The sequence below is a fragment of the Rathayibacter sp. VKM Ac-2760 genome (assembly GCF_009834185.1).
Classification (GTDB): Bacteria; Actinomycetota; Actinomycetes; order Actinomycetales; family Microbacteriaceae; genus Rathayibacter.
The window spans coordinates 4149358-4173061 of record NZ_CP047173.1; the positions used below are offsets into that span (position 1 = coordinate 4149358).

Below are 23704 nucleotides of genomic sequence, written 5' to 3' on the forward strand. Positions count from 1 at the left end.
CCCGCGAAATGTGCCACAGCCTGTGGCACATCTGCCGTCAGCTCCGGTGCGTCGTGATCGAGCTGAAGGAGGGCGCGTTCGAGCCGTCCTTCACCGGGGGGCTCGGCCCTCCCTCGCCGATGGAGCAGCCCGCGGCCCCTTGCAGATCAGCTGGCCCGCGGCCTCTTGCTGATCGAGTAGCCCGCGGAGCGGGCGTATCGAGATCCCGCACGCCTGGACACGTGGGTCTCGATACGCCCCTCCGGGGCAACTCGACCAGCAGGCAGGCGCGCGGCGCGACCCCCTCGACGCGCCCGCCCCGATGTGAGGTGATGGACCCGGTGCACGACGACGTCCCTCCGGCTCCGGAGCGGAGCGCGCACCCCACTCGGAAAGGTCGGGTCCGCCGTGTCCCTCAGCGTGCTGTTCCTCGGAGGAACGGGCATCATCAGCTCGGAGGGCGTGCGCCGCGCCCTCGCCGTCGGGCACGACGTGACCGTGCTCAATCGCGGGCGCACCTCGATCCGCCCTCTGCCCGAGGGCGTCCGGACGCTGACCGCCGACGTCCGCGACGCCGACGCCGTGCGAGTGGCCCTCGGCGACGAGCGGTTCGACGCGGTCGTCGAGTTCGCCGCGTTCACCCCGGAGCACGTGCAGCAGGACATCGACCTGTTCGCCGGCCGCACCGGCCAGTACGTCTTCATCAGCTCGGCCTCGGCCTACCAGAAGCCGCCGTCGCACCTGCCGGTGACGGAGTCGACCCCGCTGCGGAACCCGTACTGGACCTACTCGCAGGACAAGATCGCCTGCGAGGACCTGCTGGTCGCCGAGTACCGGCGCACCGGCTTCCCGGTGACGATCGTCCGGCCCTCGCACACCTACGACCGCACGGCGCTGCCGGTCGACGGCGGCTGGACGGTGATCGACCGGATGCGGCGCGGGCTCGAGGTGGTCGTGCCCGGTGACGGCACCTCGCTCTGGGCGCTCACGCACAGCAGCGACGTCGCGGTCGGACTCGTCGGGCTGCTCGGCGCGACCGCGGCGATCGGCGAGGCCTTCCACATCACGGGCGACGAGACGCCCACCTGGGACCGCATCCACCACGACCTCGCCGCCGCCGCCGGCGCGGACGCGCGCATCGTGCACATCGCTTCCGACGCGATCGCGGCCGCCGACCCGGAGCTCGGCGCGGGCATCATCGGCGACAAGGCCCACTCGATGGTGTTCGACAACACCAAGATCCGGAGTCTCGTGCCCGCCTTCTCGCCGGTCGTGCGCTTCAGCGACGGCGCCCGCGAGATCGTCGCCTGGTACGACGCCGACGCGTCGCGCCGCGTCGTCGACGAGCGGATGAACACCCTCTTCGACGCCCTGATCGAGCGCTACCGCCCCCGCCCGCTCTGACCCCTTCGCCGGTCGAGCAGCCCCGCACTGCCTGTCGGTCGAGTAGCCCCGAAGGGGCGTATCGAGACCCACCGTCACCAGCACGGTGGGCGGAACCGGATCTCGATACGCCCGCTCCGCGGGCTGCTCGATCAGCAAGGGCATTCCCCCAAATCCTCAGCACGGCGGCCCTTGCAGAGTCCCCTCCGACGTTCTCATCGACTGACGCGGACGCAGAACATCAGCCAGGAGTCCGTCTCATCGCCCATCAGCGATGACAAGCGCTTCCAGCCGATGCTCTGCCCGCGGCCGCGCAGAACATCTGCTGAGAAGGGGGTCCCTCGGCTGCCCCTGCTGCTCGAGCACCCGCCCAGCGGCCCTTGCATGCTGGTCGGGCGGCCGCGCAGCGACCCCTGCATGCTGGTCGAGTAGCCCCGCAGGGGCGTATCGAGACCCGCCGTCATCAGCACGTCGGGCGGAGCCGGATCTCGATACGCCCGCTCCGCCCGCTGCTCGATCAGCAGCGCCGCCCGGATCCCGAGCTCGTCGATCCACTGGCCCGCGGACCCTCCGCGCACCTAGGTTGGGGGCACCTGCTCCACTCCGCATCGAGTTCCAACGGAGGAACGACATGGCCACGACTTCAGGTCTTCGACGGATCGCGCTCGCGGTCGCCGCGATCGTCTCGCTCGGAGTGGCGGGGGCCGCGCCGGCCGCCGCCCTCGACGCCGCCGACCTCCCGAAGGTCGGGTCCCTGTCGCCCGGGGCCCTCCGCGACCTGCTCGGCGGCCCCCTCGGCGGCCCGGTCGTCTCGCCGTCCACCTCGGTCGGCTCCGGCGGCGCGGTCTCGTCGGTGGACGCCTACGCCAGCCGGGTGGGACTCGAGGTGCTCAAGCGCGGCGGGAACGCCGCCGACGCCGCCGTCGCGACGGCCTCCGCGCTCGGCGTCACCGAGCCCTACAGCGCCGGGATCGGCGGTGGCGGCTACTTCGTCTACTTCGACGCGGCCTCCGGGAAGGTGAGCACCATCGACGGCCGCGAGACCGCCCCGGCCGGCATCCAGCCGGACGCCTTCCTCGACCCCGCGACCGGCGCGCCCTACCCCTTCACCCCCGACCTCGTGTCCTCCGGTGTCGCCGTCGGAGTCCCCGGCACCGTCGCGACCTGGGACACCGCCGTCGACCGCTTCGGCACCCTGCCGCTCCCGGTCGTGCTGGCGCCGTCGATCGCGCTCGCCGCGAAGGGCTTCCCGGTCGACGAGACCTTCCGCAGCCAGACCCTCGACAACCTCGAGCGGTTCCAGGCGTTCCCGGACACGGCGGAGCTGTTCCTCCCCGGCGGCGACGCCCCGGCGGTCGGCAGCACCTTCCGCAACCCCGATCTCGCGAGGACGCTGCTCGGGATCGCCCTGCGCGGGCCGAGCGCGTTCTACGAGGGCCCGCTGGCCGCCGAGATCGCCGACACGGTGCAGAACCCGCGCCTCGCCCCCGACTCCGACCTCCCCGCCCCGGCCGGCTCGCTCACCGCGGCCGACCTCGCCGCCTACTCGGTGAGCGAGCAGGAGCCCACCCGCGTCTCCTACCGCGGCCTGGACGTCTACGGCATGGCCCCCTCCTCCTCCGGCGGCATCGCCGTCGGCGAGGCGCTCAACATCCTCGAGAACCACGACTTGAGCGCCGAGGACACCGGCAGCGCGCTGCACCTCTACCTCGAGGCGTCCGCCCGCGCGTTCGCCGACCGCGGCGCCTACGTCGGCGACCCGGCCTTCGTCGACGTGCCCACCGAGACCCTGCTCAGCCAGGAGTTCGCGGACTCGCGCGACTGCACGATCGACCCGGCGACCGCGTCGGTGCGCCCGGTCGCCCCCGGTGCGCTCGACGGCTCCGGCTGCGCGACCGCCCTCACCGCGGAGCAGCCCGACACCGAGAACGTCTCGACGACGCACCTCTCCGTCGTGGACAAGTGGGGCAACGCCGCCGCGTACACGCTGACGATCGAGCAGACCGGCGGCTCGGCGATGACCGTCCCCGGCCGCGGCTTCCTCCTCAACAACGAGCTCACCGACTTCTCCGCGACCCCCGTCGACGGCGACCCGAACCGCATCGAGCCGAACAAGCGTCCGCGATCGTCGATGTCGCCGACGATCGTGCTCGAGGACGGCGCGGTGAAGTTCGTCGTCGGCTCGCCCGGCGGAGCGACCATCATCACGACGGTGCTGCAGACCCTGGTCAACCGCATCGACCTCGGCATGACGCTGCCGGAGGCGGTCGCGGCCCCCCGCGCCTCGCAGCGCAACACCGCCACGACCTCGGCCGAGCCCGAGTTCATCGACGCCTACGCCGACGACCTCGCGCCCTTCGGCCAGCAGCTGACCCCCTCGGGCGACACCTTCACGTCCGCCGCGCAGATCGGCGCGGTGGCCGCCATCGAGGTCGGCCCCTCGGGCCTGCTCACCGCGGTCGCCGAGCCCGTGCGCCGCGGCGGCGGAGTCGCCCTCGTCGTCGACCCGGAGGACTGACGCGGAGCCGGCTCTGCGAGAGCCTCGGCCGGTGGGTGAGCGTCCCGAACCTCACCCTCCGCAGTCGGAGCACGAGGAAGGGTGTTGCGACCGGCGGCGACGAACACGATCCCTCTCCTTCTGCTTCTCGGTCCTTCCACGCCGGCACCGGCCCGACGCGAGACGGATCGCCGCCGAGGCGTCACGACGCGGGAGCCGGGCGCCGCGGCCGTCGAGGGGTGCCCTGTCCGGGCCTCCCTCGCCCGCCGCGCCCGGCCTAGCGTCGACGACGGCGCGGCCGCGAACCCCCTCCCCCGGCGGCCGCGCCCACCACGACCGCGAGAGGAACCCCATGAAGGCCACCCTGCTGTACAAGTCCGGCGACATCCGCGTCGAGGAGGTCCCCGATCCCGTCCTCGAGGAGCCGGGCGACGTCGTCCTCCGCGTCACCTACGCCTGCGTCTGCGGCTCCGACCTGCACCCGTACCACGACCTCGAGGAGACCCCCGAGGGCCGCCGGATGGGGCACGAGGCGATCGGCGTCGTCGAGCAGGTCGGCGCCGACGTGCGCACGCTGTCCGTCGGCGACACCGTCATCGTCCCGTTCGCCTGGTCGGACGGCACCTGCGCGTTCTGCCGAGACGGCATCACCACCTCCTGCGTGCACGGCGGCTTCTTCGACGGCGCCCCCTCCGCCGCGCAGGCCGAGAAGCTGCGCGTCCCCCACGCCGACGGCACCGCCGTCGTCATCCCCGCGGGCACCGACGAGGCGCTCATGCCCGGCCTGCTCACCCTCTCGGACGTCTACCTCACCGGCTACCACGCCGCCGTGCAGGGCGGAGTCGAGCCCGGCAAGACCGTCACCGTGATCGGCGACGGGGCGGTCGGCCTCTCCGCCGTCCTCGCCGCGAAGCAGCTCGGCGCCGAGACGATCGTCCTGATGGGCCGGCACACCGCCCGCACCGACCTCGGCCGCGAGTTCGGCGCGACGCACGTCGTCGCCGAGCGCGGGGACGAGGGAGTGGCGAAGGTGATGGACATCACCGGCGGCGAGGGCTCCCACGTGGTCCTCGAGGCCGTCGGCCACATGCCCGCCTACGAGCAGGCGTACCGCATCGTCCGCCCCGGCGGCACGATCAGCCGCGTCGGCGTCCCGCAGTACGAGGACGCGGCGGTCGGCTTCGCCTCGCTGTTCGGCAAGAACGCCACCCTCACCGGCGGCCCCGCGACCGTCCGGGCGTACCTCGAGCAGGTCCTCCCCCAGGTCCTCGACGGCACTATCGACCCCGGCCGCGTCTTCGACCGCGAGCTGCCGCTCGCCGACATCGCCGAGGGCTACCGCCTGATGGACACGCGCGAGGCGCTGAAGGTGCTCATCCGGCCGTGAGCCCCCGTCGCCCGCGCTCCGTCGGCTCGACCGGGGCCCGCGCGCCGTCGACCCGTCACGGACGGTCGCGTCGTCCGCCGTGCGGCAGCCGTTCGTGACGGATCGACGGGCCGCAGGCGCGCGGAACCCCGATGAGGTTGCCCGGCGCGCCTGGGAACCGAGAGCATCTCGGTAGCCCGGGTCGCTGAGACCCGGGAAGTGAACCCGAGACCCGTCCGGAACGGACGCGGCGCTCGGGTTTCGCGCTTTCACGGCGCGACGTCGACCACCGGTCGGACCGACGCGGGCGGCGAGCTCTCCGCGGCCGGGCCGACGGCCGGCAGCGCGGCCCCACGGCGAGCGCGTGACCGCCGGCCGCTCCCTGGCGGGGGGCGTCGCCCGCGAGCGCGCCCGGTCTACGGTGTCCGCATGAGAGCTGTCATCGCCGGAACGACCATGCCCGTCCTCGAGATCACGCTCGAGCCGGGCGAATCGATCATGGCCGAGGGCGGTGACGTCGCCTGGCTGACGCCGGGGATGGACATGGACACCTCGACCGCGCACGGCTCGGGCGGGCAGGGCGGCTTCCTCAGCGGGCTCAAGCGCGTGCTCGGCGGCGCTCAGCTCTTCCTCACCCGCTACACGGCGCCGGCCGGCGGGCGGATCGCCTTCGCCGCGCAGCTGCCCGGCACCATCCGCGAGCTCACGATCGACCCCTCCGACCAGTTCCTCATCCAGGCCGGCTCGTACACCGCCAGCACGAGCGCGGTGGAGGTGTCGGTGGCTCTGCAGAAGAAGCTCGGCGCGGGGATCTTCGGCGGCGCGGGCGTGGTCTTCCAGAAGCTGTCCGGCAGCGGGACCGCGTGGGTGCAGCTCGCCGGCGACATCACCGAGTACGAGCTGGCCGCCGGGGAGTCGCTGCTCATCCACCCGGGGCACCTGGCGATGTTCCGGGCCGAGATGCGCCTGGACTTCGCGACGGTGAGGGGAGTCCGGAACAAGTTCTTCGGCGACTCGCTCTTCCTCGCCGAGCTGCACGGCCCCGGCCACGTCTGGCTGCAGTCGATGACCCCGGCCAAGCTCGCCGCGGCGATCGAGCCGTACCTCCCGGACCGCTCGCCCGACCGGAGCTGACCGCACGAGCCGCCGAGACGTCCCGGCGCCGCCGAGGCGTCCTGCTGCCGCCGAGGCGTCCCGGAGCCGTCGAGACGTCCCGGTGGAGCTGGACGCCTCGACCGGAACGGGACGCCTCGACGGCCTCGTCGACGCGTCACCGACGGCGACGCACTCGCGGCCGATCTTCCGGCTTTTCCGGAGATGACGGTTCTTCCGACGACGACCCGGAAACCGGCTCGTGCCTGTCACCGTCACCTCGACGGCAGATCGCCGGCTCATCGAGGAGGTAATCCCATGAAAGTTTCCCGACGTCTGATCTCACTGGGCGCGGCCCTCGCGCTCGCGGGTGGTCTCTCGGTCGCCACCGCGACTCCCGCACTCGCGGCCGACTACAACGTCAGCATCGCCCAGTACTGCGCCACGAACGTGCCGAGCGGAACAGGCTCACCGAGCATCGCCACCAACATCAACAACCGGTGGGACGGCTGGCGATGCGCCACCCGCGTCGGCCTGACCGGCGTCAACGTGGCCCTCGCCTGCCAGCAGCAGTACGGCCCCCGCGCCACCGCCGTGACCGTCAACATCAGCGCGAGCGGCTGGCGCTGCCGACTCTGACGTCCTCCCTCGGTGTGCGCCCCCTCACGACCCGCGGATCGAGGGGGCGCGCCCCCCCTTCGCGGGCTGCTCGGCGTCCCGCGCCCCACGGACGGGTTCTGCTCGGCCTGCGCCGGCAGCACCGCACCCCGCCGAGGCGTCCCGGCGTCGTCAAGGCGTCCCGGCAGAGCTGGACGCCTCGACCGGAACGGGACGCCTCGCGGCCCCGGCCTCAGGCCGGCGTCGACTTCAGCAGCCGGGTCACCGCGATCATCGCGCCGCCCACCACGGCGGGGATCCCGCCGCCGGGGTGCACCGACGCGCCGACCCGCCACAGCCAGGGCCGCCAGCGGTCATTGTAGGAGGGCCGGTGGAAGGGCCCGCTCTGCCAGGAGGGACGCGCCGCCCCGTAGAGCGCGCCATGCGGTTCGCCGCCCTCGCCGTAGTACTGCGGGTCGAGCACCGTCTGCTCGGCGAGGAAGTCGGTGAGGGGCCTCTCGAGCCCCATCGCCCGCGAGACGCGGTCGACCTCGCGCCGCACGAACGGGTGCTCGACCGTGTAGCGGCCGCCGTCGGCGGGCGCGGTGAGCAGGATTCCGAGGGTGCCGTGCGGATTCGGGTAGACCTCGCCCGCGCGGTACCGGTTGACGAACACCATGGTGTCCGCCGGCTCGTCGCCCGCCTCGAGGCTGCGGTGCAGCGCCGCAGGCCTGGTGGGCAGCACCACGCTGTGTGTCGCGAGGTCCGCTGGCAGCTCCTCCCGCAGCACCCCGTAGAGCGCGATCGCCGAGCAGGAGAGCGTGCGGGGGCGCAGTCGGGGCAGCGCCGGGATGCGCGACGGACCCGTCAGCGCGGCGAGCCGGTCGGCGTCCACGGCACTGACGACGAGGTCGGCGGGGTACCGCCCGAGCTCCGTGGTGACCGCCCCGCGTTCGATCCGGACGACCCTCTCCCCGGTGCGCACCTCGCACCCCGCCGCCTCGGCCAGCCGCCCCAGCGCGAGCACGATCTCGTAGACGCCGCCGCGCGGCACCCAGGCACCGGTCTCCGCCATGATCGCCGGCATGCTCGCGTAGAGGGCCGGGGTGCGGGCGGGCGAGACGCCCGCGTTGAGGGTGTGGATCGCGATGATCTCGCGCAGCCCGTCCGGCAGCCACGGGAGGCTGTCGAGGTAGGCGCGGGTGGTGAGGCGCGAGCCGTAGACGGCCAGCAGTCTGCGGAGGGCCGGGAGGGCGGCGCGGTCGAGCGGGTCGGCGAGCAGCAGCTCGGTCACGTCGTCGGCGAGCGGCGCGTGCAGCTCGGAGAAGCGGCGCCAGGCGGGGTACCAGGGGTGCTCCGGCGCCACCGGCAGCGACGTCTCCTCCCCGTCGAAGTAGTAACGGCCCACCTCGGGCATCCGCACCAGGTCGAGCCGGCCGGCGTCCCGGACCTGCTCGGGGGCGCGCGCGCCGTCGCCGAGGCGTCGCAGCAGCTCGTCCCACACCGCGGGGAACGTCACGAGGGACGGCCCGGTGTCGATGCGGTCCTCGCCCAGCTGCAGGCGGCGGCTCTTGCCGCCGAGCTCGGCGGAGGCCTCGAGCAGGGTGACCCGGTGGCCCGCGTGCGCGAGCAGCGCGGCGGCGGTGAGCCCGCCCATCCCGCCGCCGACCACGACGACGCGGCTCACGGCCGGCCCCCGAGCACGATCGACACCAGGAGCAGCACCCCGGCGAACGACCCCGCGATGTACGGGAAGGCGACCGACAGTCGGTAGAGGCGGTGCCCGGTCTCCGGCGTCGGGTCGCGCAGGAGGCTCAGCACGAGGACACCGGCGAGGAGGAGGTTGACCGCGGCCACGGGCACGCTCACCACGGCGAACAGCGCCGTGGAGACGATCCACCAGGCTCCGCTCCACAGGGCGGTCCCCCGCGGACCGAGCCGCACCGCGGTGGTGGTGATCCCCGCGTCGCGGTCCTCCACGATGTCCTGCACCGCGTCGAAGGCGTGCTTGGCGACGCTCCACGCCATCAGCCCGAGGGCGGCCGGCCAGACCGGCGACACCTCGAAGGCGGCGGGCACGATGACCAGGGGCAGCGCGTAGGCCGCATTGCTCAGCGAGTCGAGGAAGGGCCGCGCCTTGAAGCGCAGCGGCGGCGCGGAGTAGAAGACGAAGACGCCCGCGTAGAGCAGGATCGCCGCGTTCGCGAGCGGCGGCAGCGCGAGGAGGAAGTAGACGAAGAACGGCAGGTTGGTCGCAGCGACCGCCCAGGCGATCAGCCGCACCTCGGACTGCCGGATCCTGGCGCCCTCGAGGGAGCCCTTGCGGGGATTGCCCGCGTCCGTGTCCTGGTCGTAGATGTCGTTGACGCCGTAGATCAGCAGGTTGAACGGCAGCGTGAGCCACAGGATGATCGGCAGCGCCCGCAGGTCGAACAGCGCGCCGGTGAGCCACACGGCGACGAGGCCGGACCCGATGGTGTTGATCCAGAGCACCGGGCGCGAGATGTGCACGAGTCGGCGAACGGCGGTACCCGGTCCGGACGGAGCGGCCCGCGACGTCTGCTCGCTGCCCTCGATCACCCGGTCGACAGTACGCGGCTCACCTCGACGCAGGTCAGGGCTTGCGGGCACGGCTTGCGGGCACACTCTTGCGGGCACACTGGAGGGATGCGTCTGATGCTGCTCACGGCCGGCACCCGCGGCGACGTGGAGCCCTTCGTCGCCCTCGCGCGGCACGCCGCATCGCGCGGTCACGACGTGCGGCTGGCTCTGCCCGACGACGCGGACGCGCCCGAGGGGATCGACACCGTGGCTCTCGGTCTGGACGCGCGCCGCGTGCTCTCCCCCGCCGGTCGCACCCCGTGGGCTCTCGCGCACCACCTGCGCGCGGAGGTGCGGCCCGCGATGCGGCGGATGCTCGCCACCGCGGTGCGCGAGACGCTCGCCTTCGAGCCCGATGTGGTCGTCCACCACTCGCTGATCCTCAGCGCGCCGATGGCGGCGGACGCGCTCGGCGTGCCCCGCGTGCTGGTGGAGTTCGCGCCGGTGGCCACCCCGAGCGAGCGCTTCCCCGCCGCCGGTGGCCCCACGGCCACCCGCGATCTCGGCGCACACAACCGGCTCACCTACGCCGTGCCGCGCGCGGCCGCACGGCTCTTCGACGCCGACGTGGCCCGCGCCGCCGCCGAGCTGCCGGGCGGTCGCCGTCCGGCCCGGCGGTCGCCGTCGCGCGCGACGCTCATGGCCGTGAGCCCCGCACTGCTGCCCCGGCCCGACGACTGGCCGGAGCGGGTGCACCAGACGGGGGCCTGGCACTCGGAGTCGTCGGCGGCCTTCCTCGACCCCGCCGTCGCCGACTTCCTGGCCGCCGGCCCCTTCCTCGTCGCCTCGTTCGGCTCGATGGCGTTGGGGGACGCGGCGGCCCGCGGGAGGGCGATCGTCACGGCGGCCCGCTCCCACGGCCTGCGGGTGCTGCTCGTCACCGGGTGGGGCGGACTCGCGCTGCCGGCGGAGTGCCGCGGCCCCGACGTGCTCTTGGTGCGGTCGGCGCCGTTCGACGCCGTCCTGCCGGGAGCCGCCCTCGCCGTGCACCACGGCGGTGCCGGCACCTCGCACGCCGTCGCCCGGGCCGGCGTGCCCGCCGTCGTCGTCCCCGTCACCGCCGACCAGCCGTTCTGGGCGGCCCAGCTGCACCGGCGGGGCGTCGCCGCCGCCCCGGTCCGGCTGCGGCGCCTCTCGGCGGGCAGCCTCGCGGCGGCGATGAGCGACGCGCTGGCCCGGCGGGAGCGTGCGGCTGACGTGGGGCGGGTGATGCGGCGGGAGCAGGGGGTGCAGCGGGCGGTGGACGTGCTGGAAGGGCTCTGAGCGTCGGGCGCTTCTACCGGCTGTCCAACGCGGCCGGTGCAGGCGGGCAGGCGGTGCGGTCGGCTCGCTGATGGCCAGGGTGGGAGAAGCTGCACCCCACGTCCTCCGACGTCCTCGCCGAGCCGCGAGACCCTCACCGAGGAACGCGGTCCCGGCCATGTGAAGACCGTTCGGCAGAGGGGTCGGGTCGCCTCCGACGCCGGGGGTCGCCGACGACCCACGAGAAGCAAGTAACTCCCTCACGTCCGTCTCCAGCGCATCGGAGTTGGGGAGCGGCAGCGCCCAGACGAATCGATCCCGTCGGTTGCGCAAGCGGCGCTGCCGGCGGTCGAGCAAATCGTTGAACCCACCGATGGTCGTCCCGATACGGGGCGAGCATCGGGTCCAGGCTGAGCGCTTGCCACAGCTGCGAGATGGAGCTGTGGGCGAGTTCGAACTCGTTTTTCTTCTCGGTCGAGTTGACCTTCGTCTGCGCGGGCATCGGGCCCTCGTACCCGCCGACGGTGCGATCTAGGCCGGGGAAGAAGCCGAGCGCCGTCCGGGTCGCGGGTGCCAGTCGGCTCTTCAGTTCTGATTCGCTCGGGTCCGTCACCGTCACCATGTACGGAATTAGCTCACCTCGTGAAGTAGATCGTGTAGCCGGCCAGTCCGTCGATGCGCAGTTCATACCTCACGTCGTCCGCGTTCGCGATGCTCCACCCGTCCTTCATGGTGAGCGACTCACCAGGGGCGATCGTGCGGCCGTCAATCCAGGACAGGTCGTCGCCAAGGCCGCGGAGTTCGGATCCCGCGCTACCACCAGAGATCGCCTCAGGGAAAACGAAATCGGGGTCGTACGTCTCGGTGGGCGACAGGTTAGTGATAGTCACCGTGAAGTAAACATTAGTGACCAATGTCGCACCCGTAGGGTCAGTCGGCGTGAAGACAGTAGGCGCCGAGACCGTGAACTCGAGCGGAGTCTCCGGGGGGTTTCCAGCGGTCGATACGAACTGGGCGGACTCGCCCCACCGGTACTCGATCTGGTTTCCGCCCCAGGTGGTCTCGCGCGGCGGCGATGCAGGGGTGCTCGCGCTTGCGGTTGGACTGGACCCGGATGAGCCCGCCTGGTCGGCCACGTCATCCTCAGCATCAGACGGGAACGAGTGATAGGAGACCACGATCGAGGCGGCAGTGTCGTACTCGTCGCCCTCCTGGAAGGAAGAATCTCCTTTCACGGTGACCTCATCGACAGTGTCAGGTTTTTTCAACCATCCGGTCACCAGATCGTCTAGCGGGCGCTGAGAAACGTTCGTGAATCCCGCTGTCTCTAGGTACTCAACGACCATCTTGTAGTCGTCACCGGAAAGATCCTTCGCATCGGCGGGCATCGCGGCGCGGTCGGTGTCCTCGGTGGCTTCGCTGCCGCACGCCGCCAACGCAGACCGCGACTACCAATGCGAGGCCGATTGCGCCGAGTCTTCGGATCATTTTGTTGCCTTTCGGAGCGGTCTCGTGGGAGCGGGACGAACGCGACAATGTCGCGCATCCGGACGGTATCAGCGATCTGCCCTTCGCCTGCGTAGTCCCGGACGGCTTCGGACGCATGGAAGCGACCAGGCAGCGATCTTCATCCAGGGCGCTCTGCGTGCACCTGAGACCCTTGGTCGCCAAATCAGCCGGCCGGTCCGCGTCGACGACTCGATGCCGTTGGAGATCGAACGGACCTGCGCCCGGCGCTCGCCAATAGGCTTCTCGCGGGCGATTCGCCAGAGAACGGTGTCCCCATTCCCGGCGTACTCGACTTCGGTCTCCTTGGTTCCGGCGCTGCAGGAGCATCGCGCTTATCGGAACACCGGCGACGCCGGGCTGGAGAGTGATCGCTCGCCTGTAGCGGGAGCCGCCTCACCCCGGCGCGTCTTGACGCCGAGTCGCTGGGTCTGCTCCAGACGACGACGTCAGAGCAGCTCGAGCAGCTGGGCCTTCTTGCGGTCGTACTCCTCCTGAGTGATCGCGCCGGAGGTGAGGAGGCCGTGCAAGGCGCCGATCCGCTGAGCCACTTCAGGGACCGACCCGCCGGCGGGAGTGGCGATGTCCGCACCGGCCTGGCTCTGCTGGGTCGACGTCTCGTCCGTCGGCACCTCAGGTGAGGCCTCGGTCGTGAGGGCGCGTTGTTCCTCGACCAAGGAACCGATTGTCGACGCGCCGGTCCTCGCCCTGTGAAGCTCGAGCGCGAACACGTACTCGCGACCGTACGCCGTGATTCTCAGCGCCCCGCCTGAAGGCACGTCGACGACATCCGCGGATTCGATGGCACTGAGGGGGATCGCCGCTTCGGCACCCCGGTGCGTCCACTCCACAGCGTCGTCGAAGACGGTCACGACCGCTTTGTCACGCTTGTCACCGAACGGAGATGACCACAGCTTCTGGTGCGATGCCGCACTTCGAGCGCCGGCGCTCGGGACCGACGCGGATGACTCCTTGCCCGCGGCAGTCGACGGGCTTCCGGTTCCCGCGAGCGACACCGCTCGCCGGATGGCCGAATCGAGCCGTCCCCGCGCAAAGCCGAGCTCTCCTTGCGACGTTCGGTCTGTCACTCCCAGGAGGGAGCCGGTCGTCGTGGCCCCGGAGATGGTCGCGACGGCACCGGACCTCTCGCTTGTGACGGATACCGAGAGGTTGCCGTCCCAGTGCCGATAGGAGCTCTTCGCCCGAAGCAGCACGAACCCGGACGACGGATCCGCGTTCTGCACTGCCATGCGGCACTGCGCTGCCGCCATCAGCACTGCTCGGAAGACCACCTCCTCCGACGCGCCTGGAAAAGAAAGACGCCCGTTGCTCAGCGCAGAGGAGAAGAAGCCCATTCCTCGATAGTGCCGCACTTACCACCGGCCGGGGCCCCTTGGACGGTACCCAATCCACGAAGCCGTCAGGTGGTCGTCGGCGTTCGGGTTGTCAGGAGGGGGTGACGGTACTGACCGCGCGACGAGCCGTCACCTGCGCGATCTCCGTCGGGCAAGTGGACGAAACATCCCACAGCCGTGAGGGTTCCAACACAGCAGCTCGGGCGTCTAGAGGTCATCTCGCTGGCCCTGATCGAGAAGGATCGTTGCACGCTGGGCAATACTGTGACCCGGGCGCGACTTCTGATGTGCTCGAAACCCGGAGCACGTCGACGAGGTCACCATGCCGCCCTCGCGAGACGACGGTCCTGAAGGAGACACGCTGTGAAAGCTGTGGACGCCAACCTGTTGGAGCTGCTGAAGAAAGCCGACCGCTTCGTCGTGCCGATCTACCAGCGGGTGTACTCGTGGGGTGAAGCGGAGTGCAGACAGCTCTGGAACGACATCATTCGCGCCGGCACACGCGATGAGCTGAGCAGCCACTTCACCGGGTCGATCGTGTACATCGAGCGAGGTCAGGGCACGCGGACGTCGAGCGAGCCTGACCTCCTCATCGACGGTCAGCAACGAGTCACGACAGTGACGTTGCTCCTCGCAGCTGTGGCCGCTCGTCTGGACGAGCTTCCCGAGGAGGAGCGGGAGCCGGTGGCTGGGTTCGCCCCGCAGAAGATTCGCGGACTGTATTTGACGAACCAGTACGAGTCCGGGGACGGGTTCTTCAAGCTGATCCTCTCGCAGCGGGACAAGGAGGCGCTGAAGGCCGTTATTCAGAACGCTCCCCTGCCGACCACGACCTCACGGGTCGTCACCAACTACCTCTACTTCGTCGACCTCCTGCGCGCTGCATCTAGCGACACCATCATCGACGTCTGCCGCGGCCTGGCCAAGCTGGTCGTGGTCGACGTGAAGCTGACCCGGGGCACCGATGATCCGCAGCTCGTTTTCGAGTCGATGAACGCGACCGGCAAGAAACTCTCCCAAGCCGACCTGATCAGGAACTTCGTACTGATGGACCTGCCGCCGTCCAGGCAGGAGCGTCTATACGAGGCCTACTGGTTCCCCATGGAGCGACAGTTCCAGGGGGCTGACGAGAGCCGGTTCGACGAGTTCGTGCGCCACTTCCTCACTGTGAAAACACTCGCGATCCCACGCATCGATGAGATCTACGACGCCTTCAAGAGCTACGCCTCGGATCAGGAGCAGAACGGGACCGACCGCGACCAGCTGGTGACCGACCTGAACCGCCACGCCGGCTGGTTCGCGGCCATGGCGCTCGGCGCGGAGACGGATCCTGCACTGGCTAAGCGCTTCCGTGAGCTCGACCAGCTGGCTACAGTCGCTTACCCCTTCCAGCTGCGCCTCTACTCGGATTACATCGCGGGTGTCCTCGACAGCCGCGCGTTCGTTGAGATCCTCGACGCGATCATCGCGTACCTGTTCCGTCGCGCCGTCTGCAGGATCCCCACCAACAGCTTGAACAAGACTTTCGCGACCCTCTCCTCTTCCATCGACACCGCCCACTACGTCGAGAGCGTCTGCAGTCGGCTCTTGACGCTTCCGGACTACAGGCGTTTCCCCACGAACGAGGAGTTCGAGGAGGCCTTGAAGACCGCCGACATTTACCACCTCAAGCGACGCGGCTACTTCTTCCGCGAGATGGAAAACCACGGCCGGAAGGAAGAAGTCTCCACAGCGGAGTACACCATCGAGCACATCATGCCCCAGCACATCACCCGCGACTGGCAGCAGGAACTCGGAACCGACTGGGAGGCCGTCCACGACCGCTACCTGCACACGCTCGGCAACTTGACCCTCACCGGTTACAACCCGGAGTACTCAGACCGGCCGTTCCGCGAGAAGCGGGACATGCCGGGTGGATTCCGCGACAGCCCCCTCCGCCTCAACAAAGGACTCGGGCAACTCGAAAGGTGGGAAGCGTCGAGTATCGAGCGACGCGCGGCCTCGCTCGCGGCGCAAGCCGGAAGGATCTGGGCCATGCCGGCCCTCGACGAGCCGGTACTCGCCCAGTATCGCGAACGGTTCAGCGACTCCAGGCGATTCGACTGGTCTCAAGCGCACTCCATCCTCGACGCGCTACCCGCCGGGAGCTGGACGAGCTACAACAACCTTGCCGAAGCAGTCGGCACCGGCGCACAGGCAATGGCTCGGCACCTGAGCGGATGTAGTCGGTGCGTGAACGCCTACCGTGTGCTGACCTGGGACGGCGCTGTAGCTGACGAATTCCGCTGGCCGGACCCGGGAGACAAGCGGGACCCCGGCGACTTGTTGAGGGCGGAGGGCGTCGCTCTCGCCGGAGGACGGGCTGACCCGGAACAGCAGATGGTCGCAGAGGAGCTCCTGGCGCTCATCGGGGAGGACGAGCGATAGCGACTTCGCCGGTCCAGTCCGGCGGTCCGACCAGTCGGCCGAGGCCGTGCTGACCGGCACCGACGGCGAGACCCTCCAGCAGTGCACGCTGCCGGGCATCCCCCAGCCGCGGCCGCATTGGTGACGGGATGCTGCGCACCACCGCGCTCGTCAACTGGCGCTCGCATGCGCCGCCCAACTTCTCCACGCAGGCCGTCATCCGCTCGCTCGGCCCGGCCGTACCGGACCCGGGCGACCTGGAGTCCTTCGCGTTTAGCGTCGCGGGCGCGCCGCTGACGGCTGCCGACCGGAACATGTGGGGCGTCACCTTCGCCGACGACGGGGACACCTATTACGCGACCGCGGCCTCGGGGCCGCGGTCCTCGTTGGTTCGGTGGAGCATGTCGGCGCGGACGATGACGGCGATCCACGACGCGCCGGAGTGCCCGTCGCTCTCGCCGGACGAGACGCGGGTCGCGTACAAGAAGGACGTCGGGGACGGCGTGCCGGACTGGCGGATCGCGGTGCTGAATCTCGCGTCGGGGGTCGAGACGATGCTGCCGGAGGAGCTGAGCGTGGACGATCAGGTCGCCTGACTCGACGACGAGACGCTGCTGTACGGGCTACCGCGGGAGGGGGCGAGAGGGGGCGGCAGGCGATACCGACGTCTGGTCAACCTCGGCCGATGGGGCCCGGGACCCCAAGCTGTACCTCGAGCAGGCGTGGTCACCGTCGGTTGTTTGGCCCTAACGCATGCTCTCGCTGCACTGATGCCAAGTTGAAACCGCTCAGCCTCTCAACCGCAGACCAAAACGATCCCGAGCCCCGACCTCGAATCGGTGACCATCAGAGGTGACGCCGCTCCTTCTTTCCGGCGGATCGCTACCACGTTCCCCTTCCAAAGCTGATCTGTGATGCCACGCCCCGACGTTAGGATGATCGCGGAGTTGCGCGCGGATCCGCTCAAGGTGAGAATCGCGCGGATCTGCCGTCCACTCCAGACGGCACGTGTGAGAGTAGGACATCCGTGGCGAGACTCAGCCTCAAGGCAGTCGAGGAGCGCGTCGCTCCACTGGCGGGGCGGGAGACGTATGACCGCGAGTTCATCTTCGAGCTGCTGCTCACCTACGGAAAGCCGCAGGGCAACGTCACAAGGCTGCGCAACGGCTCACTGAACGTCGCTATCGACCCCTCCACAGAGGTTGCGCAGAAGAACGTCGTCTACTTCAAGGAGACGAGCGGCGACCCGCTGGAGGTCATCGAAGAACTCAGGACGTCGCCGACCGTCGTCCGGTTCAGCACGCGCTTCGTCATCGTCACGGACTACGTGGACGTGGTCGCCCACGACAGCAAGACGAACGAGACGATTGGCTTCCCGATCCGGGAGATCGACCGGCACTTCACTTTCTTCCTGCCATGGGCCGGCATGGAAAAGACGCAGTATGTCTCCGAGTCCCATGCCGACGTCAAGGCTGCCGAGCGCATGGGTAAGCTCTTCGACGAGCTACTGCAGGCCAACCCGGGCATCTTTGACGACGAGCGCGGCCGCCACTCGCTAAACGTCTTCTTCACGCGCCTTCTGTTTTGTTTTTTCGCCGAGGACACCGGAATCTTCACGGACAACCAGTTCACGACCGCCGTCGGCTCGCAGACGCATTCGGACGGTCTGGACCTGGCGGAGTTCCTGACCGACTTGTTCATGGCCCTCGACACCGAAGACCCGGCCGACAAGCCGAAGCATCTCGCGGAATTCCCCTACGTGAACGGGCGGCTGTTCACGCTCACAGATAACCAGCCAGTGCCCCGTTTCACAAAGCAGGCGCGCGACGAGCTGATCGCCTCGGGCGCGCTCATCTGGCGCGACATCAATCCCGACATTTTCGGCTCAATGTTCCAGGCGATCGTGACGCCGGGCAAGCGCAGCGACCTGGGCCAGCACTACACCTCGGTGCCGAACATCCTCAAAACGATCGAGCCGCTGTTCCTGGAGGATCTAAAAGCGGAGATCAACGAGGCCCAGGACAGCGAGCGGCGGCTCAGCCGTCTGCTGGACCGCATCGCGACGATCAAGGTCTTTGACCCCGCCTGCGGATCGGGCAACTTCCTCGTCATTGCGTACAAGGAGCTGCGGAAGCTCGAGCACGCCATCCTCGAGCGCCTCGCAGAGCTGAGCTCCTCGCATCAAGTGTTGTGGGCTGACTCAAGGATTAGAATCGAGAATTTCTACGGCACCGAGATCGACGACTTCGCCGTCGAAGTTGCAATCCTGTCGCTGTGGATTGCGAAGCACCAGATGAACCGGGAGTTCCGCGAGAAATTTCGTGTGGAGATTCCCCTAATTCCGCTCAAGGAGGCCGGGCAGATCAAGGCGGGCAACGCGACGCGATTGGACTGGAACGAGGTCTGCGCCAACGATGGTGAGACGGAGATCTATCTGATCGGTAATCCTCCCTACGTCGGATCTAGCATGCAGACCGCCGAGCAAAAAAGCGAGTTCTCCGCAGTGTTTGGGCGACGGTCATTTTCAAAGAATCTAGACTACATAGCACTCTGGTTCATAAAGGGTGCCGACTATATTAAAGATTCAAGAGCGAAGCTCGCATTCGTCACTACGAACTCAGTGGCGCAAGGCGAGCATGTTAGCTTGATGTTCCCAACAATCTTCAGCATGGGCATCGAAATTGGATTTGCCTATACCTCATTTAAGTGGGAGAATAACGCCAGGTACAACGCAGGAGTTACAGTTGCAGTAATTGGGCTTCGCAATACGTCTGATAAGCCAAAGTTCATCTTCACAGAGGGCCTTGAAATCGCGGCTAAGAACATCAACGGATACTTGGCCGATGCGCCAAGCATCATCGCCGGTCGTCAGATGAAGCCCATTTCCGCCGAACTCCCTCCGATGGCATTCGGATCCAAGCCGACTGACGGCGGCTACCTCGTGCTCGATCCTGCTGAAAAGAGTCAGCTAATTGCTGCATACCCGGATGCTATGGGGTTTGTGAAGCGCTTTGTCGGGGCAGCTGACTACATCAACGACATCGAACGCTACTGTCTGTGGATCACTGACCGTGAGGTAGACATTGCCCGGGAGATCCCGCCCATTGCGGAAAGGCTAGAACAACTCGCTTCCTGGCGGCTTCAAAGCAAAGCCCCGAGCACAGTAGACTTTGCAAAACGTCCGCACCGCTTCAAGCAACTGGCTTACAAGCCAACCGACTCAATCATCGTTCCAAGCGTCTCCTCGGAGCGACGGGAGTACATCCCGGTTGGCTATCTGGGCCCTGAAGCGGTAATCTCTAATGCTGCTTATTCTGTTTACGACGCCGAGCCATGGCTTTTCGCTCTCCTGACGTCACGTACGCACATGGCGTGGACTCGTGCAGTCGGTGGGAAGATGAAGTCCGACTTCCGTTACTCGAACACGATTGTCTACAACAACTTTCCCGTGCCGCCCCTACCTGAGGCGTTGAAGGAGAAACTGACCGTTGTAGCGCTACGCGTGCTCGACGTGCGCGAGTACCACTGCGAGCAGACGCTGGCCGAGCTCTACGATCCAGACAAGATGCCGCAGGATCTGCGCGAAGCTCACGCGGCGATCGACGTGCTGGTCGACTCAATTTATTCGAAGAGGCCGTACGAGACGGACGAGCAGCGCCTGTCTGACCTGTTCTCGATGTACGAGCGTATGACTGCCGGAGAGGCCGCGAAGGCCCCGGCGAAGAGGACCCGGAGTACTGAATAGTGAACCCGAGCAACAAGCTTGTGAATGTCGTTGACGTCACCTACGCGCAGACCAAGGCGTCGGTCAAAACGGACGCGCTAGGTATGCGCGAAATGCAGCAGCGCGTGTTCGAGCAACGTGACGCTCAGCACCTGTTGGTGAAGGCTCCGCCGGCGTCGGGCAAGTCTCGAGCGCTGATGTTCGTGGCGCTCGACAAGCTTTACAACCAGGGCCGCAAGAAGGCCATCGTCGCAGTACCGGAGCGATCTATTGGCGCGTCGTTCGCTTCGACCAGCCTTTCGAAGTTCGGCTTCTGGGCTGACTGGGAGATCAAGGACGGGTACAACCTGTGCGATGCGGGGTCGTCGGCCGGCAAGGTCGATGCGTTCATCAACTTCCTCGGGGGGCCTGAGCCGGTGCTGGTGTGCACGCACGCGACGCTGCGCTTCGCGTTTGAGAAGCTGGCACCGGAGTCGTTCAACGGCACGGTGCTGGCGATCGATGAGTTTCACCACGTCTCGGCAGATACGGAATCGTCGCGGTTGGGTGCTTTGCTGCGCGACGTGATGAACGGCTCGGATGTGCACATCGTGGCCATGACGGGATCGTATTTCCGCGGGGACTCGGTGCCTGTGCTGTCGCCCGAGGACGAGGCGAAGTTCACGCCGGTGACATTCAACTACTATGACCAGCTCAACGGCTACGAGCACCTGCGCTCGCTGGGTGTTGGACACCACTTTTATCAGGGGCGTTACACCGACGCGATCGACCAGGTGCTCGACCTCGACAAAAAGACAATCGTGCACATCCCGAATGTGAACTCGGGCGAGTCCACGAAAGACAAAATCGAAGAGGTCGGTCACATCATTGATGCGATCGGTCATGTGGAGTCGACGGATCCGGATACGGGGATCATCAGCGTGCGCCGCGAGGACACGGGCGAGATTGTGCGGGTTGCGGACCTCGTCGACGACACCGATCAGAAGAAGCGCGGCGACACGCTGCACTACCTGTCGCACATCGCGTCGAAGGAGCGCAACGGAGTCGACATCATCATCGCGCTGGGCATGGCCAAGGAGGGCTTTGACTGGCCGTTCGCCGAGCACGCGCTGACGGTCGGCTACCGTGCATCGCTAACCGAGGTGATCCAAATCATCGGGCGTGTGACCCGTGACAGCCCTGGCAAGTCGCACGCGCAGTTCACGAACCTCATTGCCGAGCCGGACGCGTCGCAGGGCGAGGTCAAGGTCTCGGTGAACAACATGCTGAAGGCGATCACAGCCTCGCTTCTCATGGAGCAGGTACTCGCGCCGAATTTCAACTTCAAAACGAAGAAGTTCGATGACGACGAGCCAGCGAAGAAGGGCGAGCTAAAGATCAAGGGCTTCAAGGAGCCTTCCAGCGACCGCGTGAAGCAAATTGTCGCATCGGATCTGAACGACCTGAAGGCGACGATCCTGCAGGATGACACGTTCGCTCGAGCCGCTGCCGGGTCGATCGATGCCGAGACCACCAATAAAGTGCTGATCGCGAAGATCATCCGGGAGAAGTACCCCGACCTCGCCGAGGAGCAGGTGGAGGAGGTGCGCCAGCAGGTCGTCGTGGACTCGGTCATCAAGAATGGCGAGGTGCGCCAGGTCGGCGACAAGCGTTTCATTAAGATGGCCGAGAAATTCGTGAACATCGACGAGCTAAACATCAACCTCATCGACTCGGTGAACCCTTTCCAGCGGGCGTTTGAGGTGCTGTCCAAGTCGGTCACGCCGTCGGTGCTGCGCTTGATCCAGGACACGATTATGTCGACGAAGATCGAATTCTCCGAAGAAGAGGCGCTGGCACTGTTCCCGAAGATCAAGACGTGGAAACAGGTCCACGGCACGAACCCGGACATCCGGTCCGAGGACCCCGCCGAGAAGAGGCTCGCTGCGGCGCTGCTGTTCCTGCAGAAGCTCGCAGCGGAACGCAAGGCGGAGAAGGCCGCGACGGAGACGGTGGTGGGATGAGCGAGAACGAGACCATCGAGCCAGAGACCCCGCTGAGCCTCGACGACATCCTCGAGGACGAGCTGCTGGTCGCGCCGGAGAAGTTGAAGAGGCTCACCTCGTCGGACCGACTGGAGCGCGCCTTCCTCGAGATCGTCGAGTTCAGGCGGGCCGAGGGCCGGCTCCCCAGCTCGCAGACGCGCCACATCGCCGAGCGAAAGCTTGGAGCGCGCCTGGACGGGTTCCTGGCCAACGAGGAGAAGGCCAAAGCGGTAATGCACCTCGACGAGTTCGGGTTACTCGAGGCTCCAAAAGCGCCGGCGTCCATCGACGAGCTGCTGGAGGGCGACGACCTCGACGAGCTGCTGGGCGACGAGTCTGGGATCCTCGACGTGTCGGATCTGCCTGTAGTGAGGCGCCCCGAGTCGGCCGAGTCCGTGGCTCAGCGCGTGAAGGCGAAGGACTTCGCGCAGTTCGAGCCGCTGTTCAAGGTGAAACACTCCGAGCTGAAGGACGGCACCTTCACCCTGAAGCCGTTCACGGGCATGGACATGGTCCGGGAGGGCGTGTTCTTTGTGCTCAACGGCGTGATGTGTTTCGTCGCTGAGGTCGGTGAGGACATCGACCTCGTCGTGGGCGGCAAGCGCACACAGAAGCAGCGGCTGCGCGTCGTGTTCGAGAACGGCACCGAGTCGGCCATGTACAAGCAGAGCCTGATGACACGCATGTACGAGGCGCAGGGGCAGGTCCTAGCACGCACCGGACACGATGCGAGCGAGATCCTCGACGCGGACATCGAGAGCGGCCACATCTACGTTCTGCAGTCGATGAGCACCGACCCTCTGATCGCGAACATCAAGAACCTTCATAAGATCGGCTTCTCGACCACGAGCGTCGAGCAGCGGGTGAAGGGGGCGTCGACGTCTCCGACGTACCTGATGGCCCCGGTCAAGATCGTCGCCGATTACCGGGTGTACAACCTCAAAGCGTCAGCATTGGAAAACCTGCTGCACCGGGTCTTCGCCGACGTTCGCCTCAACCTGACACAGGTCGACCGAAAGGGCAGCGACTACGACCCGTCGGAGTGGTTCGTCGTGCCTCGAGACGCCATCAACCAGGCCATAGCCATGATCATGTCCGGCGAGATCACTGACTACGTCTACGACCGGCCCTCGGAGCGCCTTGTGAGGGCGCAGCCGTGAGCGGCTCGTCGCTCGACGCCGAGGACGGCATGTCAACCTCAGCCAACGGCCCGGTGAGTTTCGAGGATGACGGAGAGTTCCGGCATCTCGACGCGTGGAACTCCTATCAGTTCGATCCGCCACTGACGCACACAGACGCCCTCGAAGTGGATGCACGCGCACGAGAGCTCGGGTATCGGATGCTGTTCCGACGAGCCGACTACTCCATCGAGGAGATTCAAAAGCAGCTGGTCGATCGAGGGCCAAGTTCGTTCTTAGACATCGTTTGGCTTCAGGAGGACGTCTCACCCAAGGAGCCACCCATGTCCGCCGAGCAGCGTATGGCCGCGCGTCTACAGAAGCTGGCTCCAGCTAGGGAGCTGATCATCACGGATCCGTACTTGTTCACGGGGTCCAGGAAGCGCGACAGCGAGGTATACGCGGCGTCCGTGGTGCGGATGATCGCGCCCGCTTTGACGGAGGGCCTGCGCATCACGGCCGTCGTCAGTCCGTCTCAGAACAATGCGACGGTGAGGACCGCCGTCCTCGAGCAGCTACATGCTCGCAATCAAGATCTAGACATCAACATCGTCGAGGCCGACGACTTCCACGACCGATTTTGGATCGCAGACCGCGACCGCGGTCTGATCATCGGAACGTCGCTGAACAAGATCGGTAGCCGGATCTTCTTCGTCGACGAGCTCAGCCGGTCCGACGTTGCGGCTGTCCTCACCGAATTGCATGTCATCGTCGGCCCCGGCGCGTAGTTAACATCGATGCCGCAGCCTGTCTC

16 protein-coding genes are annotated in these 23704 nt (G+C 67.6%); 12 read left to right on the forward strand and 4 right to left on the reverse strand.

Annotated features, from left to right (window positions below; genetic code table 11):
• The first annotated feature begins 387 nt into the window (after positions 1-387).
• The 5 genes from GSU72_RS19065 to GSU72_RS19085 all read left to right on the forward strand — a co-directional run bounded on the left by GSU72_RS19065 (position 388) and on the right by GSU72_RS19085 (position 6956).
• A complete protein-coding gene (locus tag GSU72_RS19065; RefSeq protein WP_159986444.1) occupies positions 388-1383 on the forward strand; it encodes an NAD-dependent epimerase/dehydratase family protein in 996 nt (331 codons plus the stop codon).
• Between the two features lie 610 nt (positions 1384-1993).
• Positions 1994-3880, forward strand: a complete 1887-nt coding sequence (ggt, locus tag GSU72_RS19070) for a gamma-glutamyltransferase (RefSeq protein ID WP_159986445.1) — start codon at positions 1994-1996, stop codon at positions 3878-3880.
• A gap of 331 nt (positions 3881-4211) precedes the next feature.
• Positions 4212-5246, forward strand: a complete 1035-nt coding sequence (locus tag GSU72_RS19075; protein ID WP_159986446.1) for an alcohol dehydrogenase catalytic domain-containing protein — start codon at positions 4212-4214, stop codon at positions 5244-5246.
• Positions 5247-5654: 408 nt separating this feature from the next.
• Positions 5655-6359: a TIGR00266 family protein gene (locus GSU72_RS19080; RefSeq protein WP_159986447.1), complete on the forward strand. Its 705-nt coding sequence runs from the start codon at positions 5655-5657 to the stop codon at positions 6357-6359.
• Positions 6360-6635: 276 nt separating this feature from the next.
• A complete protein-coding gene (locus GSU72_RS19085) occupies positions 6636-6956 on the forward strand; it encodes a hypothetical protein (RefSeq protein WP_159986448.1) in 321 nt (106 codons plus the stop codon).
• Between the two features lie 211 nt (positions 6957-7167).
• Here GSU72_RS19085 and GSU72_RS19090 read toward each other — a convergent pair whose 3' ends face one another.
• Positions 7168-8601: an FAD-dependent oxidoreductase gene (locus tag GSU72_RS19090; protein WP_159986449.1), complete on the reverse strand. Its 1434-nt coding sequence runs from the start codon at positions 8599-8601 to the stop codon at positions 7168-7170.
• Positions 8598-9494, reverse strand: coding sequence for a UbiA family prenyltransferase (locus GSU72_RS19095; RefSeq protein ID WP_159986450.1), 897 nt, complete (start codon positions 9492-9494; stop codon positions 8598-8600). The genes GSU72_RS19090 and GSU72_RS19095 overlap by 4 nt, the downstream gene beginning before the upstream one ends.
• Before the next feature lie 87 nt (positions 9495-9581).
• Between GSU72_RS19095 and GSU72_RS19100 the strand changes: the two genes are divergently transcribed.
• Positions 9582-10778, forward strand: a complete 1197-nt coding sequence (locus tag GSU72_RS19100; RefSeq protein ID WP_159986451.1) for a glycosyltransferase — start codon at positions 9582-9584, stop codon at positions 10776-10778.
• Positions 10779-11392: 614 nt separating this feature from the next.
• Here the strand turns inward: GSU72_RS19100 and GSU72_RS19105 are convergent.
• Positions 11393-12145 (reverse strand): hypothetical protein, encoded by a 753-nt coding sequence (locus GSU72_RS19105; RefSeq protein ID WP_159986452.1) that lies wholly within the window; start codon positions 12143-12145, stop codon positions 11393-11395.
• Between the two features lie 567 nt (positions 12146-12712).
• Positions 12713-13618, reverse strand: coding sequence for an SHOCT domain-containing protein (locus GSU72_RS19110; RefSeq protein ID WP_159986453.1), 906 nt, complete (start codon positions 13616-13618; stop codon positions 12713-12715).
• A 363-nt stretch (positions 13619-13981) separates the two neighbouring features.
• On the opposite strand from GSU72_RS19110, the gene GSU72_RS19115 reads away from it, so the two are divergent.
• From GSU72_RS19115 to GSU72_RS19140, 6 genes are all read left to right on the forward strand, one after another.
• The gene (locus tag GSU72_RS19115; protein WP_159986454.1) at positions 13982-16045 is read left to right on the forward strand and encodes a DUF262 domain-containing protein; all 2064 of its coding nucleotides are present in this window, start codon (positions 13982-13984) and stop codon (positions 16043-16045) included.
• Positions 16046-16173: 128 nt separating this feature from the next.
• Positions 16174-16620 carry a hypothetical protein gene (locus tag GSU72_RS19120; RefSeq protein WP_159986455.1) on the forward strand — a complete coding sequence of 149 codons (447 nt, stop codon included), beginning with the start codon at positions 16174-16176 and terminating at the stop codon, positions 16618-16620.
• A 431-nt stretch (positions 16621-17051) separates the two neighbouring features.
• Positions 17052-19769 carry a DNA methyltransferase gene (locus GSU72_RS19125; protein ID WP_159986456.1) on the forward strand — a complete coding sequence of 906 codons (2718 nt, stop codon included), beginning with the start codon at positions 17052-17054 and terminating at the stop codon, positions 19767-19769.
• Positions 19770-19789: 20 nt separating this feature from the next.
• Complete coding sequence (locus GSU72_RS19130) at positions 19790-21751, forward strand: DEAD/DEAH box helicase (protein ID WP_244255898.1); 1962 nt, start codon at positions 19790-19792, stop codon at positions 21749-21751.
• Positions 21748-22932 (forward strand): GIY-YIG nuclease family protein, encoded by a 1185-nt coding sequence (locus GSU72_RS19135; RefSeq protein ID WP_159986458.1) that lies wholly within the window; start codon positions 21748-21750, stop codon positions 22930-22932. Before GSU72_RS19130 ends, GSU72_RS19135 begins: the two co-directional genes overlap by 4 nt.
• Entirely contained in the window at positions 22929-23678 is a 750-nt protein-coding gene (locus GSU72_RS19140) for a hypothetical protein (RefSeq protein ID WP_159986459.1), read from the forward strand. Before GSU72_RS19135 ends, GSU72_RS19140 begins: the two co-directional genes overlap by 4 nt.
• Positions 23679-23704 lie beyond the last annotated feature (26 nt).